At 67.4% G+C, this 15,005-nt stretch carries 16 protein-coding genes; 8 read left to right on the top strand and 8 right to left on the bottom strand.

The genetic code is table 11. The features are described from left to right. Positions 1 to 3: 3 nt before the first annotated feature. A complete protein-coding gene (gene hpnC, locus DPR14_RS15720) occupies positions 4 to 876 on the bottom strand; it encodes a squalene synthase HpnC (RefSeq protein WP_158045989.1) in 873 nt (290 codons plus the stop codon). 142 nt (positions 877 to 1,018) lie between these two features. Here hpnC and DPR14_RS15715 point away from each other — a divergent pair, with 142 nt between their 5' ends. Then, positions 1,019 to 1,870 carry a phytoene/squalene synthase family protein gene (locus DPR14_RS15715; RefSeq protein ID WP_158045988.1) on the top strand — a complete coding sequence of 284 codons (852 nt, stop codon included), beginning with the start codon at positions 1,019 to 1,021 and terminating at the stop codon, positions 1,868 to 1,870. Here DPR14_RS15715 and DPR14_RS15710 read toward each other — a convergent pair. Beyond that, on the bottom strand, positions 1,867 to 3,075 hold the full coding sequence (locus DPR14_RS15710; RefSeq protein WP_158045987.1) for a GAF domain-containing sensor histidine kinase: 1,209 nt from the start codon (positions 3,073 to 3,075) through the stop codon (positions 1,867 to 1,869). The genes DPR14_RS15715 and DPR14_RS15710 overlap by 4 nt on opposite strands. 66 nt (positions 3,076 to 3,141) lie before the next feature. Continuing rightward, positions 3,142 to 4,509: a methylenetetrahydrofolate--tRNA-(uracil(54)-C(5))-methyltransferase (FADH(2)-oxidizing) TrmFO gene (gene trmFO, locus DPR14_RS15705; RefSeq protein WP_158045986.1), complete on the bottom strand. Its 1,368-nt coding sequence runs from the start codon at positions 4,507 to 4,509 to the stop codon at positions 3,142 to 3,144. Between the two features lie 152 nt (positions 4,510 to 4,661). Here trmFO and DPR14_RS15700 point away from each other — a divergent pair, with 152 nt between their 5' ends. After that, positions 4,662 to 5,168 (top strand): DUF1499 domain-containing protein, encoded by a 507-nt coding sequence (locus DPR14_RS15700; RefSeq protein ID WP_158045985.1) that lies wholly within the window; start codon positions 4,662 to 4,664, stop codon positions 5,166 to 5,168. A 6-nt stretch (positions 5,169 to 5,174) separates the two neighbouring features. Here DPR14_RS15700 and DPR14_RS15695 read toward each other — a convergent pair whose 3' ends face one another. After that, positions 5,175 to 5,528, bottom strand: coding sequence for a hypothetical protein (locus DPR14_RS15695; protein WP_158045984.1), 354 nt, complete (start codon positions 5,526 to 5,528; stop codon positions 5,175 to 5,177). Between the two features lie 55 nt (positions 5,529 to 5,583). Continuing rightward, entirely contained in the window at positions 5,584 to 7,020 is a 1,437-nt protein-coding gene (locus DPR14_RS15690) for a hypothetical protein (protein WP_158045983.1), read from the bottom strand. An 84-nt stretch (positions 7,021 to 7,104) separates the two neighbouring features. Here DPR14_RS15690 and DPR14_RS15685 point away from each other — a divergent pair, with 84 nt between their 5' ends. After that, positions 7,105 to 7,515, top strand: a complete 411-nt coding sequence (locus DPR14_RS15685; RefSeq protein ID WP_158045982.1) for a DUF3574 domain-containing protein — start codon at positions 7,105 to 7,107, stop codon at positions 7,513 to 7,515. Positions 7,516 to 7,533: 18 nt separating this feature from the next. On the opposite strand, the gene metW is transcribed toward DPR14_RS15685, so the two are convergent. Both metW and metX read right to left on the bottom strand, forming a co-directional pair. Then, on the bottom strand, positions 7,534 to 8,193 hold the full coding sequence (gene metW / locus DPR14_RS15680; RefSeq protein WP_158045981.1) for a methionine biosynthesis protein MetW: 660 nt from the start codon (positions 8,191 to 8,193) through the stop codon (positions 7,534 to 7,536). Next, the gene (gene metX / locus DPR14_RS15675) at positions 8,190 to 9,410 is read right to left on the bottom strand and encodes a homoserine O-acetyltransferase MetX (RefSeq protein ID WP_158045980.1); all 1,221 of its coding nucleotides are present in this window, start codon (positions 9,408 to 9,410) and stop codon (positions 8,190 to 8,192) included. The genes metW and metX overlap by 4 nt, the downstream gene beginning before the upstream one ends. Before the next feature lie 180 nt (positions 9,411 to 9,590). Here metX and DPR14_RS15670 point away from each other — a divergent pair, with 180 nt between their 5' ends. The 3 genes from DPR14_RS15670 (at position 9,591) to DPR14_RS15660 (ending at position 12,560) form a co-directional block, all read left to right on the top strand. Continuing rightward, a complete protein-coding gene (locus DPR14_RS15670; RefSeq protein WP_158045979.1) occupies positions 9,591 to 10,466 on the top strand; it encodes a chorismate mutase in 876 nt (291 codons plus the stop codon). A 70-nt stretch (positions 10,467 to 10,536) separates the two neighbouring features. Then, complete coding sequence (gene hisC, locus DPR14_RS15665) at positions 10,537 to 11,643, top strand: histidinol-phosphate transaminase (RefSeq protein WP_158045978.1); 1,107 nt, start codon at positions 10,537 to 10,539, stop codon at positions 11,641 to 11,643. Further along, a complete protein-coding gene (locus DPR14_RS15660; protein ID WP_158045977.1) occupies positions 11,640 to 12,560 on the top strand; it encodes a prephenate/arogenate dehydrogenase family protein in 921 nt (306 codons plus the stop codon). Before hisC ends, DPR14_RS15660 begins: the two co-directional genes overlap by 4 nt. Positions 12,561 to 12,582: 22 nt before the next feature. Here the strand turns inward: DPR14_RS15660 and DPR14_RS15655 are convergent, their stop codons facing one another. After that, positions 12,583 to 13,614 (bottom strand): DUF2125 domain-containing protein, encoded by a 1,032-nt coding sequence (locus DPR14_RS15655; RefSeq protein ID WP_158045976.1) that lies wholly within the window; start codon positions 13,612 to 13,614, stop codon positions 12,583 to 12,585. Between the two features lie 119 nt (positions 13,615 to 13,733). Here DPR14_RS15655 and DPR14_RS15650 point away from each other — a divergent pair, with 119 nt between their 5' ends. Both DPR14_RS15650 and DPR14_RS15645 read left to right on the top strand, forming a co-directional pair. Continuing rightward, positions 13,734 to 14,432: a gamma-glutamylcyclotransferase gene (locus DPR14_RS15650; protein WP_246148212.1), complete on the top strand. Its 699-nt coding sequence runs from the start codon at positions 13,734 to 13,736 to the stop codon at positions 14,430 to 14,432. Between the two features lie 242 nt (positions 14,433 to 14,674). Next, on the top strand, positions 14,675 to 14,995 hold the full coding sequence (locus tag DPR14_RS15645) for a DMT family transporter (protein ID WP_158045975.1): 321 nt from the start codon (positions 14,675 to 14,677) through the stop codon (positions 14,993 to 14,995). The last annotated feature ends 10 nt before the right edge of the window (positions 14,996 to 15,005 follow it).

Here is a 15,005-nt window from a genome sequence, read left to right as displayed (position 1 = left end):
CAGTCATCTGGTGCTCAGTCCGGCCACGATGCCCTGGAACGTCGCCACGACCCTGGCGGGCGTGGTCAGCTTTACCCGGCGGGCCAGCGGGTCCTGCCGGCGGAGCTGCCGCGACAGCGCCCGCGCGAGGCTGAGGATCACGGCGCTTTCCAGCCGGAGCCCGCGATGGACGACCAGGCCGGGAAGCGGCGCCGCGCGTTCCAGAAGCTTGTCCACCTCGTCCAGGGTGCGGTCCAGGATCGCGCGCAGCTGGTCGTTCGAGCTGCGCTCGACCAGCCGTTCCGGGCTGACCTTGGACTGCTCGAACCAGATCCGCGGGATATAGCAGCGCCCCAGCTCGACCCAGTCCTCCCGGCAGTCCTGAAGATGGTTGAGGATCTGGAGCGCCGCGCACAGCGCGTCCGACGGCCCGACCGCCTTCGCCCCCTCGCCATGGAGGTCCAGCAGATAGCGGCCGACCGGCGCCGCCGAATAGCGGCAATAGAGCATCAGGTCGCTCCAGGTCCGGCACGGCGTGCTCTTGGCGTCGCGCCGGAAGGCCTGGAGCACCTGCCGGGCGTGGGTGTCGGGGATCCGGGTCAGCTTCAGGCTGGCGTGCAGGTCCAGCGCGGGCTGGAGATAGGCGCTGTGGGCCTCGCCCTTGACCAGCGCGCGCTCCAGCGCGTCCAGGTGGCTCAGCTTCAGTTCCGGCTCCAGATCGGGATCGTCGGCGATGTCGTCGCCCAGGCGCACGAAATGATAGAATGCCATCACGTGCGGGCGGAGGCGTTTCGGCAGCAGCCGCGATGCAACCGGGAAATTCTCCCCGCTCGCGTCCTTCTTCGCTGACGGTTCGGTGCTTCCTGTGGCGGGCGGTGCGATGTTGAACTCGGCCATGGGTGTCCGCGTTGAGCGAGGTCGGGCTTCAGGGTCTGGCCGATCAGCCGCGCGAGGCCAATATGTCATGGCGCCAGAGGTCCACTATAGAGCATGTTGGCACTGGTTTCCTTCGTCACGATGCGGCTTCCCTCGAAATTTCATGGCTAACTCCGACGCGGCCCTGTCCTATTGCGGGCAGGAGGTCCGGAAATACGACAACGATCGGTTCCTGACCTGCCTGTTCGCCCCGCCCGACCGGCGCGAGGCGCTGTTCGCGCTCTACGCCTTCAACCTGGAGATCGCCAAGACCAGGGAGGTGGTTACCGAACCCGTCCTCGGCCAGATCCGGCTGCAGTGGTGGCACGACAGCATCGGCGAGGTGTATGCCGGGGCCGGACGGCGTCACGAGGTGCTGGCGCCGCTGGCCGACGCGATCCGCCGCTTCGACCTGACCCGCGCCCATTTCGAAACGCTGATCGATGGCCGGGAAGCCGACCTGACCGACGAGCCGCCGGCCGACAAGACCTGCCTGGCCAGCTATGCGGAGGTCACGTCGGCCCCGCTGGCCAAGCTCGCGCTGGAGATCCTGGGCGTGCGCGATGCGCCGGCCGCTTCCGCGGCCCGGCATGTCGGCACCGCCTGGGCGCTGACCGGGCTGTTGCGCGCGGTACCCTTCCATGCCCGCAGCCATCGGCTGTACCTGCCCAGGGAGGTGCTGGAGCGCCATGGCGTCTCGGAGCGGAGCCTGTTCGACCTGAAGCCGCCCGAAGGGTTGAAGGGCGTCGTGTCCGAGGTGGCCGCGATGGCGCGGACGCATCTTGAGGAGGCGCGGGCATTGCGCGGACAGGTGCCGCGCGCGGGACATCCGGCGCTGCTGACCGCGACCCTCGCCGACATTTATCTTGGCGTCATCGGAAAGGCCGGCAACGACGTCTTCGCCCCGCGTGTCCAGATGCCCAACCCGTTCCGGCAGGCCCGGCTGGCGTGGCGGGCGATGACGGGCAGGTATTAGCCGGCCCGGCCGCCCCGCAGCGGCATGGTGAACCTGAAACCCGTGCCGGCTTCCGGCGATGAGGACGCATCCATCCGCCCGCCATGGGACTCGGCGATCTGGGAGGCGATGTAGAGGCCGAGGCCCAGCCCGTCCTGCGGAGCGGCGGCGACCGACCGCTGGAACGGCCGGAACAGCTTCGGCAGCATCTCGGCGGGGATCGACGGTCCCCGGTTGGTGACCGAGAGGACGAAGCTTCCGCCGCCCGTGTACGCCGCGACATCCACCGGCTGGTCCGACGCGCCGTGGGTCAGCGCGTTCGTCAGCAGGTTGGACAGCAGCTGGGCGATCCGGTCGCGGTCGCAGGGGACGGTCTCGGCGATATCGAAGGCGCAGCGGATGCTTCGGGCCGGGTGGATGCCCTGCAGCTCCGCGATGACGTGTTGCAGGGTTTCCTCAAGGTCCGGCGCGTCCTCCACATTCAGCGGGATGCCGCCGCCCAGCCGCCCGCGGGCGAAATCGAGCACGTCGCCCACCAGCCGGGAAGCGCGCCTGCTGCTCGTCCGCATATGCTCGACCAGCGAGCGCGAGGCGGGATCGAGCTTCTTCCGCAACAGCAGGTTGGTGCCCGACTCGATGGCGAACAGCGGGTTGCGCAAATCATGGCCGAGCACCGCGATGAACTGTTCGCGCAGTTCCGATGTCTGCTGCTCGCTCAGCAGATCCGCCTGGGCCTTGAGGTGCCGCTCCTCGCTTTCCAGCTGCATTCCGATAAGCTTGGAGAAGGCCTCCATCATGGATGTGATCCGGGGGTCCGAAACCTTGGCCGGATGGGGGTCTATGGCACAGAGGGTGCCGAAATACTCGCCGTTGCCCCTGAAGATCGGAAACGAGATGTAGCTCTTGATGTTGTAGAGCTTCGGCGTGTGGTGGTCGCGATAGCGCAGGTCTTCCGCCGCGTTGTCGATGATGATGGGAAGACGGTTGTCCCGCACTTCGCTGCACAAGGTCGTGCTCACGTCGAGTTCGCCCCCGACCGGCAGCCCGAAACTGATCCTGTCGAGGATTGCGCACGCAGTCCAGGTGCCCTCCGTCACGCGGGCGACAGTCACGAATCCCATGCCGGTGGTCTCCGCAACCACTTCCAGGATCGATGGCACGGCGCCGATTTTGCCGATCGCCGAAACGTCGGCCGCGATCATCTGCCGTTCTTCAGGCTTGTCCATCTTCCCGGACTGTTCCTCGAGACGTACCCGATGCGGATCGGTCGGCTGTTGACCGCTCCGCCGATGTTACTCCGCGGCCCGCCTCGTTCCCAACCAGTCATCCAGGTCGTTCAGCGCTCGCCTGGTATAGGCCAATTTGCGGTCCCGGCCCTTGATCTTGCCTTCCAAGTCCGGAAAAAGGCCGAAATTGACGTTCATGGGCTGGAAGGTCTCGGCGTCGGCGCCGCCGGTGATGTGGTTCAGCAGCGCGCCGAGCGCCGTCGTGGCCGGCGGAGCGGCACAGGTCCTGCCCAGCCGTTCGGCTCCGGCGAAGCGGCCGGTCAGCAGCCCGATGGCGGCGGACTCGACATAGCCCTCTACGCCGGTCACCTGGCCGGCGAAGCGCAGGTTCGGCATCGCCTTCAGGCGCATTTCCCGGTCGAGCAGCTTGGGGCTGTTCAGGAAGGTGTTGCGGTGCAGGCCTCCCAGGCGCGCGAATTCCGCATTCTCGAGCCCTGGGATCATGCGGAACACCCGCGTCTGGTCGGCATACTTCATCTTGGTCTGGAAACCGACCAGATTATAGAGCGTGCCCAGCGCGTTGTCCTGGCGAAGCTGGACGATCGCGTGGGAGCGGCCACCGGTATGGGGGTTGGTCAGGCCGACCGGCTTCATCGGGCCATAGCGCAGTGTGTCAATGCCGCGCGACGCCATCACCTCGATCGGCAGGCAACCTTCGAAGTAGGGGGTGTTCTTCTCCCACTCCTTGAAGTCCGTCTTGGGCGCGTCGAGCAGGGCCTGGATGAAGGCTTCGTATTGTCCCCTGTCCATGGCGCAGTTGATATAGTCCTGGCCGGTACCGCCGGGGCCGGGCTTGTCGTAGCGCGACTGGAACCAAGCCTTGGACAGGTCGATGCTCTCCTTGTAGACGATCGGCGCGATCGCGTCGAAGAAGGCCAGGCTCTCCTCGCCGGTCAGTTCCCGGACCGCCTCGGCCAGCGCCGGAGAGGTCAGGGGGCCGGTCGCGACGATCACGCTGTCCCAGTCGGCCGGCGGCAGGCCGGCGACCTCCTCCCGGACGATGGTGACCAGCGGATGGCTCGCCAGCGCCTCGGACACGGCCGCCGAGAAGCGGTCGCGGTCCACCGCCAGAGCGCCGCCGGCCGGCACCTTGTGGACGTCGGCGCAGCGCAGGATCAGCGATCCGCAGCGGCGCATCTCCTCGTGCAGGAGACCGACCGCGTTGTATTCGGCATCGTCGGACCGGAACGAGTTCGAGCACACCATTTCCGCCAGCCCATCGGTCTGGTGGGCGTCGGTCTTGCGCACGGGGCGCATCTCGTGCAGCACGACCGGAACGCCGGCCGAGGCGATCTGCCAGGCGGCTTCGCTGCCGGCGAGGCCGCCGCCGATGACATGGACGGGGCGGGGGAGGTGCTGCTGCGATATGCTCATCTGTACGGTGCTTGCCTTCATGGACCAAACTGCGCAGATGGCGCATCCGATGCGGATTGGCAAGGGTCCAGAGCGGCCTTGCCCGGTGCCGTCCATGAAGTTACACCCGATGCCGGGGCCGTACCGCGCTTTTCTTTTTCTCAGGAGCCGACATGCTGAAGTCCGTCGCCAGAGCCTTGCTGGCCGTGATCCTCCTCGCGGCCGTCGGCTGGTATGGCTGGCAGCTCGGACCCTGGGCCGACGGGGCGCCGGGCGACCGCGCCCTGACCGACTTCGCGGCTCTGGAACGCGCATCCACGCCGAACCAGTTCCTCGTCGCACCTCCGGGAACGACTCCGAAAGCCGGGCCGGACGCCGAGAGTCCCGTGTTCCCGGTCCCGGCGGAACGTCTGCGCGACGCCATGCTCGCGCTGGTCGAGGAGGCCCCGCGCACGGCCCTTCTGGAACGGTCGCCCGACGGCATGCGGATGCTGCTGGTCCAGCGCAGCGCCGTGCTGCGCTTTCCCGACCATATCGACGTCGCGATACTGCCGGCGGGAGACGGCGGGTCGACGGTCGCCGTCTACAGCCGCTCGCGGTTCGGCTATTCGGACATGGGGGTCAACCGCCGGCGGGTCGAGGGATGGCTCGCCGAGTTGAGGCGCCGCGTCGCCGGCTGAGCCGCATCACCGCTGAGGGGGTTGCCCGCCCGGCGGCGTCCCGATGGCCGGGGGAGGGTTGGCTCCTTCGCTCTGGGCCTCGCCGGGTCCGGTCATCTCGGCGGGCGTATCCTCCGCCTGGGGGGTGCCGCCCGGTACGCCGGTATTGCCCTGGCCGGTCAGCTCCCGGCTGGGCGCCTCGCCGGAGATGCCCGGAGTCGGGGTGACCTCATCGGTCGTCGTCTGGTCGCCGGGCTGTGGAGCCGTCATCAGGGGCCGGTCGGCCGGATCGTTGCTCGGATTGGCCGGTGCCTGCGCCAGGGCGGCCGGGGAGCCCAGCACCAGGGCCGTGTAGAATGCGACGAGTGGCGGCAGACGCATGACGGGATCCTTCGGGACGGTTGCTCCCCAGGACAACAGCCGACCGGTCCGGACGTTACAGGCCGGCGTCTGGCTCCGGTCGATCCGGCCGCGCGGGAACGAACAGCTTCACCCTGATGCTGTTCAGGTCGATCTCCCGGACCGCAACCAGATCGAAGGCCGCGCGTATGTCGGAACAGGTCAGCGCCTGCGGCTCCCTGACCGGCGGATCGTCCAGGCAGGCCACCACGGCGGATTCCCCCGCCAGGGCGAAGTTCTCCCGGTTCGCCACGGTGAACAGCTCGGGCATGGCGAACCAGATCGTGTAGTCACCGAAGACGGGAACCGGCTCCTGCGTGCCGGCGATCTCATGAATCGCAGACCTGACCGACGCGAAATGAGCTTCCGACAATCCCTGGGCGCGGTTCCTGGCGTACACGTACCCGTACTGAGGCAGCAGGTAGAGTGCGGCGGCCAGGCATATGAAGCTTGCCCGCCGGGAGGTTCCGGCCACCTGGAACACGAGGAGCAGCGCCGCCCAGTACCAGAAGACGGTATAATGGTAGTTGGGCCATTTCAGCAGGAACGATGCGGCTGTCGCCGCCGCTGCGAAGGCGAAGGCCAAGCGGCCCGGACCGGGGTCGCGGCGTCGGATGTACAGCGCGACGGCGGCTGCGAACACCGCCAGTTCCGGCAGATGGCGCTTGTACTGGGTTTCCCAGAAGTAGGAGTAAAGAAACCCGGGATGGAAGAGCCAGGTGCCGTCGATCCGGTTCACCGGATTGAAGGCCGACAGGATGTTGGGGTGGAGAAGAAGATAGACCGGTACCGCGAGGCAAGTGCCTGCCGTCAGGGCCGCCAATGCCCGCCTCCGATGGTGCCATCCGTCCGCCGCGACCGCTAGGTAGGTACCAGCCAGGACAGGGACCACTATCCCCATCGGTTGGATTTCCACCGCCAGCGCGGCGACGAACCCCGCCATGAAGGGACGACCGAGGGATGCCAGCAGCAACGACCCGGACATCAGCAGAAAGACGAAGCATTCGTATTTCGCCTGCGATGCCATGCCGAAGAACGATTCCAGCACGATGAACGCGATCCCGTAGCACAGGACCATCCGTCTGCCGACGCCGATCCGCGCCAGGAACAGGCTGAGCAGGCCCAAGCCGGCGAAGGAAACCAGTTTTGACAGGACTTCCAGGGAAGTTCGCGTCCACCCGAACCGGTCGAAGAACGCGCATTGGGCATATGCCGCGAACTTGCCGAACGCTATCGTGCCGCCCATGCCGTTCGGGAACTTGTTTCCGAAGGCTAGATCCAGCTCGCTCTGCCTGTGACAAAGACTGTATGAATACGCCAGGAACCAGGGATCGTCTATGTTGTAGGGCCGGTAAATGCCCCAAAGTGCGACATAGTAGAGAATGGCCAGCGCCGCCGCCGCATATACCCTGTAATCCGACCAGGAATCGTAGGTCTTGTCTTGGAACCCCGTGTTATCGATCGCCGTAGTCATTGCCGTCCGCTTTCCAGGTGCGGCGACCATGAAGACCGGACCCGAGGCGTTCAATCAGGCAAATCACCGCAGCGGGAGAGGGCGATGAGGGGATTGGCGGTGCTGGGACTGGCGGCTGCCCTGCTCGGCGGCTGCGCCGGCCCGATGGCGGCGGGCTGCGGACCCGGCGCGAACCCCGGCCTCGTGGCGGAGGTCGTGTTCGGACGCAACATCGGGAACAGCCTGGGCGTGACCGATGCCGACTGGAGCCGCTTCATGGACGAGGAGGTGACGCCGCGCTTCCCCGACGGCCTGACGGTCCTGGATGCCGGCGGCCAGTGGCGGGACACCGGCAACGGCACCATCGTGCGGGAGCCGGCCAAGATGCTGGTGGTCGTCCTGTCCGACGCGGCCCGGGACCGCCCGCGCATCGCGGAGGTCGCCGACGCCTACAAGCGGCGCTTCAACCAGCAGTCCGTGCTGACCATGACGCGCCCGGCCTGCGTCGGCTTCTGACCGGCGCGTCTGCCGGCCTCAGCCGTGCGTGCCGTTCCGGCGGAGCATGAAGACGCCCTGCTCGCCGAAGAAGTTGGCGGTTCGGTCGGCCGATGCCAAGCGTGTGGGGCGGTTGTCGCGGCCGAGGATCACGCTGCGGTCGATCTTGATATCCAGCCGGTCGCACAGGCTGGTGAAATCCTTGATCGTGCAGAAATGGATGTTCGGCGTCTCGTACCATTCATAGCCCAGGCGTTCGGTCACCGGCATGCGGCCGAGCCACAGCAGCGCCATGCGGATCCGCCAATAGCCGAAGTTCGGGAACGACACGATGGCCCGGTCGCCGATCCGAACCAGCTCCTCCAGCACGGTGCGGGGTGCCCGCATCGCCTGGAGAGTCTGGCTGAGAATGACATAGTCGAAGGCGCCGCTCGGATAGTCCTTCAGGTCCGTCTCGGCGTCGCCCTGGATCACCGACAAGCCATGGCTGACGCAGGTATGCACCCCGTCCATGCTCAGCTCGATCCCGCGTCCGTCCACGCCCTTTTCGTGGACCAGGAAATCGAGCAATGCGCCGTCGCCGCAGCCGATGTCCAGCACCCGGCTGCCCGGCTCGACCATGTCGGCGATCAGCTTGAGGTCGAGGCGGATCGTGCCGGAACGGCGGTTCCGGGAGGAGGTGTCGTCGAGCGGGCTCATGCCGTGGCCGCCCGCCGCCTGGTCAGGCCCCTGTGTTCGGCGCAGCCGTCCAGGAACCCACGCACCACCTGGTGGAATTGCGGTTCGTCGAGCAGGAAGGCGTCGTGCCCCTTGTCGGTCGCGACCTCGACGAAGCTGACATTGGCGGCCACCGCGTTCAGCGCGTGGACGACGGCCCGGGACTCGGTGGTCGGGAACAGCCAGTCGCTGGAGAACGAGGTCAGGCAGAACCGCACCGGCGTGGGTCCGTCCTTGTACCGGAAGGCATTGGCGAGAACGCCGCCATGCTCCGCCGCCAGGTCGAAATAATCCATCGCCCGGGTGATATACAGGTACGAGTTGGCGTCAAAACGGTCGACGAAGGTGATGCCCTGGTGCCTCAGGTAGCTCTCGACCTGGAAATCGGCGTCGAAACCATAGGTCACCGCCTGTCTGTTCTGCAGGTTGCGGCCGAACTTGCGGTGAAGCGCCGCCTCCGACAGGTAGGTGATGTGCGCGGCCATCCGCGCCACCGCCAGCCCGCGGTGCGGCCGCACTCCCTGGTTCAGGTAGTCGCCGCCGCACCAGTCCGGATCGGCCATGATCGCCTGCCGCCCGACCTCGTGGAAGGCGATGTTCTGGGCCGAATGGCGGGCGGCGGTCGCGATAGGAAGCGCCGCGAAGACATGCTCCGGATAGCTGACCGCCCATTGCAGCACCTGCATGCCGCCCATGGAGCCGCCGACCACGCAGAACAGCTTGTCGATGCCGAGATGATCGACCAGCAGCTTCTGCGCCCGCACCATGTCGGCGATCGTGATGACCGGGAATCCCAGGCCATAAGGCTTGCCGGTCGCGGGATCGGTCTCGGCCGGGCCTATGCTTCCCATGCAGCCGCCGATCACGTTGGAGCAGATCACGAAATAGCGGTCGGTGTCGATCGGCCGTCCGGGACCGACCAGCATGCTCCACCACCCCGGCTTGCCCGAGACGGGATGGTAGTCGGTCACGAAATGGTCGCCGGTCAGCGCATGGCAGACCATCACGGCGTTGGACCGGTCCGCGTTCAGCGTCCCGAAGGTGCTGTAGGCGACGGTGAAGTTCGCCAGCTCGACGCCGCAGTCCAGGCGCATCGGCCGGTCGGTCCCCAGCACGACCCGCCGGTTCGTCCCTTCCGAAACGGAACCGGCAGCCTCGGCGACGCCCGGCGGCTGGCGAAACGGAATGGACGCGTTCATCGGTCGGGCGAACCTGCTTCGAAAGGGTAGGGGCAAAGCTGCTGGCCAGGAAGCCGCATAGCTAGGGAGCAAGCCATGGGGGTGTCAACGTTTTCTTTGATTTTGCCAGGGGCCGAGACTACTACTATCCGGCTGCGTTGACCGCTCCGTCCACTCCCTGACCGGCAAGATCTGAAGTCCATGTCCTCACCAACGCCATCGCTCGATGAACTGCGTCGCGAGATCGATGAAATCGATGACAAGATCCATGATCTGATCATGCGGCGCGCCCAGGTGGTGGAGCTGATCGGCATCGCCAAACGACCGGACAACCAGATCGTCCGGCCCGGCCGGGAGGCGACGATCCTGCGGCGACTAGCCGCGCGCCATACCGGGCCGTTTCCGATGCAGGTGCTTGCCCGGCTGTGGCGGGAGATGATCGCGACCTTTTCACGCATCCAGGGCCCGTTCGCCATCGCGGTCTATGCGCCGGAGGACCGGCGCGGCTTCTGGGACGTCGCCCGCGACCACTACGGCAGCTCGATCCCGATGACGGCGGTCAACACGCCGGCCGCGGCGATCCGCGCCGTGGCCGATGGAACCGCGACGGTCGGCGTTGTGCCCATGCCGGAAGAGGACGACCACGATCCCTGGTGGCGGTACCTGATGAACCAGGACTCCAAGACCCCGCGCGTCGTCGCCAGCCTGCCGTTCTGCGGCCGCGGCAACGCCCGCGGCGACGATCGCGACGCGCTCGCCATAGCATTGATCCAGCACGAGCGCACCGGTGACGACCGCACGCTGCTGGGCATCGAGCTGACCGAGGACCGCAGCCGCGGGCGCTTGAAGGAGGCGCTTGAAGCCGCCGGCCTGACCACCGTCAGCTTCCGGAGCTGGACCGGCCGGGAGACCGGCGGCGGTCCGCTCCATCTGGTCGAGGTCGCCGATTATGTCGACCTGCAGGACAAGCGGCTGGCCGCGTTCGCGGCCAACATGGGCGATATCCTGTTGCGGACCACGCCGATCGGCGGCTACGCCGTGCCGCTCGGAAGCTCCGCCGATCCCAAGAAGCTCTGATCCCCGAGAAGCTTTGACCCGTCGAACGTCGCTCCCCTCTGTCTGATTTCATCAGGAAAGTAGCGTTGCCATGTCTGCTCCGGCTCCCCGTCCCGGAATCCTCGACATTTCCCCCTATGTCGGCGGCGAGGCCCATGCTCCCGGTGTCGACCGGCTGATCCGCCTTGCCTCCAACGAAGGCGCGCTCGGCCCCAGCCCGCGCGCCGTGGAGGCATACCGGGCCGCGGCTGCGGAACTGCACCGGTATCCGGACGGCGGATCGACGGCGCTGCGCGACGGGCTGGCCCGGCTCTACGGGCTCGATGCCGCCCAGATCGTCTGCGGCACCGGATCGGACGAGCTGCTGGGATTGCTGACCCGCGCCTACGCTGGTCCGGGCGACGAGGTGCTGTACAGCGCGCACGGCTTCCTGATGTACCCGATTTCCGCCAGGTCGGTCGGCGCCACGCCGGTCGCGGCGCCCGAGAAGGGGCTGAAGGCCGATGTGGACGCGCTGCTGGCCCATGTGACCGAGCGCACGAAGATCCTGTTCATCGCCAACCCGAACAACCCGACCGGCAGCTTCCTGACCGCGGACGAGATGCGCCGCCTGCATGCCGGGTTGCCCGAGCATGTCGTGCTGGTGATCGACGCGGCCTACGCCGAGTATGTCGACCGACCCGACTACACCGCGGGAGCCGAGCTGGTGGAGGAGTTCGGCAACGTCGTGATGACCAGGACATTCTCCAAGATCTATGCGCTGGGCGGCCTGCGCCTGGGCTGGGCCTACTGCCCGCCGGCCATCGCCGACGTGCTGAACCGCGTGCGCGGGCCGTTCAACGTGAACTCCGCCGCCCAGATCGCCGGCGTCGCCGCGGTCGAGGACACGGCCTTCATCGAGGAGTCGCGCCGCCACAACGAGATCTGGCGCGAGTGGCTGGGGACCCGGCTGACCGAGCTGGGGCTGGAGGTTCATCCCAGCATCGCGAACTTCGTCCTCGTCTCCTTCGCCGACCGGTCGTCAGACGGCAACCGGGCAGCCGAGGCCGCCCGGCAGTTCCTGAAGGCGCGCGGCATCCTGGTGCGCCAGATGGGCGGCTACGGGCTGCCGCACTGCCTGCGCATGTCGATCGGAACCGAGGAGGAGATGCGGGCCGTGGTCGATGCCGTCGCCGCTTTCCTGAAGGGGGAATCATGAGCGCGACCGACATCGCCGAAGCGCGGGCCGGGACCGGCGGGCCCCTGTTCGACCGCGTCGCCTTCATCGGCATCGGCCTGATCGGCTCGTCCATGGCGCGGGCGCTCGCCCGGGACGGCATGGCGCGAGAGATCGTCTGCAGCGCCCGCAGCCAGGCCACCTGCGACAAGGCGATGGAACTGGGGCTGGTTTCCCGCGCGAGCACCGATGCCGCCGCGGTCGTCAAGGACGCCGACCTGGTGGTGCTGTGCGCGCCCGTCGGCGCCTATGCCCACATAGCGCCGGTGATCGGCCCGCATTGCCGGCCCGGAGCGATCGTGACCGACGTGGGATCGGTCAAGCAGGCCGTGATCCGCGACGTGGCGCCGCACCTGCCGGAAGGCGTCCATCTCGTCCCCGGCCATCCCGTGGCGGGCACCGAGCATTCCGGCCCGGAAGCGGGCTTCGCCGAGCTGTTCGAGAACCGCTGGTGCATCCTGACGCCGCCGCCCGGAGCCAACGAGCAGGCGGTCGCCAAGGTCGCGGAGATGTGGCGCCGCTTCGGTTCCAACCTGGAGTTCATGGAGGCTTCGCACCATGACAAGGTGCTGGCCATCACGTCGCATCTTCCGCACCTGATCGCCTACACCATCGTCGGCACCGCGACCGACCTGGAGGAGGACACCAAGTCCGAGGTGATCAAGTTCTCGGCCGGCGGCTTCCGCGACTTCACCCGCATCGCCGCCAGCGATCCGGTGATGTGGCGGGACGTGTTCCTCAACAACCGCGAAGCGGTGCTGGAGATCATCCAGCGCTTCAACGAGGATCTGACGGCGCTCCAGCGCGCGATCCGCTGGGGCGAGGGCGACAAGCTGGAAGAGCTGTTCAGCCGCACCCGGGCGATCCGCCGCGGCGTCATCGACGCCAAGCAGGCCTGAACGCGGGTTCGGCTCGCGCCGCTCACTCCCAGGAGACGCGCGGTATCCTCAGCAGGCGGATCGGGCCGAAATAGAGCCAACCGTCCTGGGCCGTCAGCGACGCCTCGACGATCGGCTGGTTGTCCGGCGTCGACCGGCGGGACAGCAGGGTCAGCGCCATCTTCGCCATGGCGGCGTCGCCGGGCCGGACCATGCCGGCCGTGGCGAGGCTGTCCATGGTCGGGTTGACACCCTCCACGGCGGCGCTGATCGCCCCGATCGGCTGAAGGTCGCCGTCGAAGGCCAGCGTTCCCTGACCGGCGATGCGGAGCGGCCCCCAGTTCAGCGTCAGCGAGTCCACGTCGATCGTGCCGCCGCTCTCGCTCCAGGCGGCGATGGCCGGCCGGCCCAGGCGGTCGGGAAGGGCGCCCTTGATGCGGGCGGTGACAGCCGCCGTTTCGATGTCTCCCTCCAGCGGGGTCTTGACCGACGGCGGCGGCCGAACGCCTGTCAGGCGGGCATCGATCGACAGCGCCGTCGCGGTATGGTCGGCGGGCGGTGTTTCCGGGAACGCCGCGGCCAGTTCCGCCCGGCCCAGGCTCGCCTGCTGCCCGTCGGGCAGAGTCACCGTCGACCGGCCGAGATCTGCCGTCATCCGGCGCACGGCCCCGGAATGCTCCAGTTCCACGCTCCCCCTCGCCCCGGCGGGAGCGTCGATGGCGAAGGTCGGCTCGCCGCCCTCCTGGACCAGCCCGGCCTGATGGCTGCCCGGCAGCTCGACGCCGATGTCGAGCGGGTACCAGGGGCGGGCGCGGGCGATCACCGACGGCCCGCGCCATTGCAGACCGTCCGCCCGGCGGATCGAAACGTCGGCGGCGCTCGCCGTCAGGGATAGGGGAAACCCGGAGATCTCCAGGTCCCGGTACTCGATCAGCGCCGCTTCGGCGCGCTGCTGCGCGACCCAGTCGGCGATGCCGTCGCGGACCCGCCCGGCGAGGTAGAACCACCACGCCGTGTAGCCTGCGGCTATGAGGCCAAGCAGGATGACCGAGGAGATGAGCGGCTTGGCGCGCATGAGGGAAGCCTTGGACGGTTGTGCGGCTGACTTATACCCGGTTGCGCCGTTGGAGGTCGAGGGCCGCTTGAATGTGTGATACGGTGGCGACGACACGGAGGAGGCACTATCTGACGATCATGTCTGCCGAAGATTCATTCCGCGGTGCGGTCGCGGAGGACGCCTCCGAGACCCGCGACTCTCCGATGCTGGAACCCGCCGCTTGTTCCGGCGAACCGCTCATGGTCTTCGCGTCCCCGGCGGCGCGGTCGTTCCCCAAGATCATGGTTCCGCCCGATACGGACCTCTGGGTGTTCGGCTACGGCTCGCTGATGTGGAATCCCGAATTCCCTTTCGTCGAGCGCCGGCAGGCGCTGTTGCGGGGATATCATCGGCGGTTCTGCGTCTATTCCCACCGCTATCGCGGCACGCCCGACCGGCCGGGGCTGGTGCTGGGCCTGGACCGCGGCGGCTCCTGCCGCGGCATGGTCTTCAGGGTCGAAGCGGGCCTCGTGGACCGGACCCTGGACTATCTGTGGGACCGGGAGATGGTCAGCGGCGTCTATCGGCCCAAACTGCTCGGGGTCTGGACCGAAGCCGGCACCGTCAGCGCCTGCACTTTCGTCGCCGATCGGGGCCACCGCCAGTATTGCGGCGAGATGTGCGTCTCCGACGTGATCCGGCACATCCGGCAGGGCGTCGGCGAGCGCGGCCCGAACCTGGAATATCTGGCGAACACCGTAGGGCACCTGCGTGAACTGGGCATGGTGGACCGGGGGCTGGAAAGGCTCCTGACAGATGTTCAGGGATTGATGGAAAGGGGAGCGGACAACCCTTGATAATCAAGAATTATCAAGAAAAGCCGTAGGTCGGGTAGAGCGAAGCGGCACCCGACAAAAGCTGGAGTGTTGATGTCGGGTGCCGCTTCGCTCTACCCGACCTACATTCGGTGATGGCGTTTACTTCATTCGAGCTTGACTTACCCCCTGGAGGGGCCAAATAGGGTCAGGCGCGGGGACGACCCCGTGTTTTCCATTCTTCAAGGCCGGGACGACCCAGCCACGGACTCGGGAGGTCTGTGATGGCCTGGGTTATGTTGTTCCTCGCCGGCGCTTTCGAAATCGGTTGGGCCCTCGGCCTGAAGCAGACGGCCGGTTTCACGCGTCTCGTCCCGTCGCTGCTGACGGCGGGCAGCATGGTGATCAGCCTCGGCCTGCTCGGCCTTGCGCTGCGCACCCTTCCCCTCGGAACGGCCTATGCGATCTGGACCGGCATCGGAACCGTGGGAACCGTCATCGCCGGTATCGCGATCTACGGCGAGCCGGCAGGTGCCCTGCGGCTGGGCTGCGTCGCCCTGATCGTCACCGGCATCATCGGGTTGAAGCTGGTTTCCACCCCTTGACCGCCCCTCC

The sequence above is a fragment of the Skermanella pratensis genome, assembly GCF_008843145.1.
In the GTDB taxonomy this organism is placed as follows: domain Bacteria; phylum Pseudomonadota; class Alphaproteobacteria; order Azospirillales; family Azospirillaceae; genus Skermanella; species Skermanella pratensis.
Note: the sequence above shows the minus strand (reverse complement) of the source record. Positions and strands in the feature narration are given on the sequence as shown.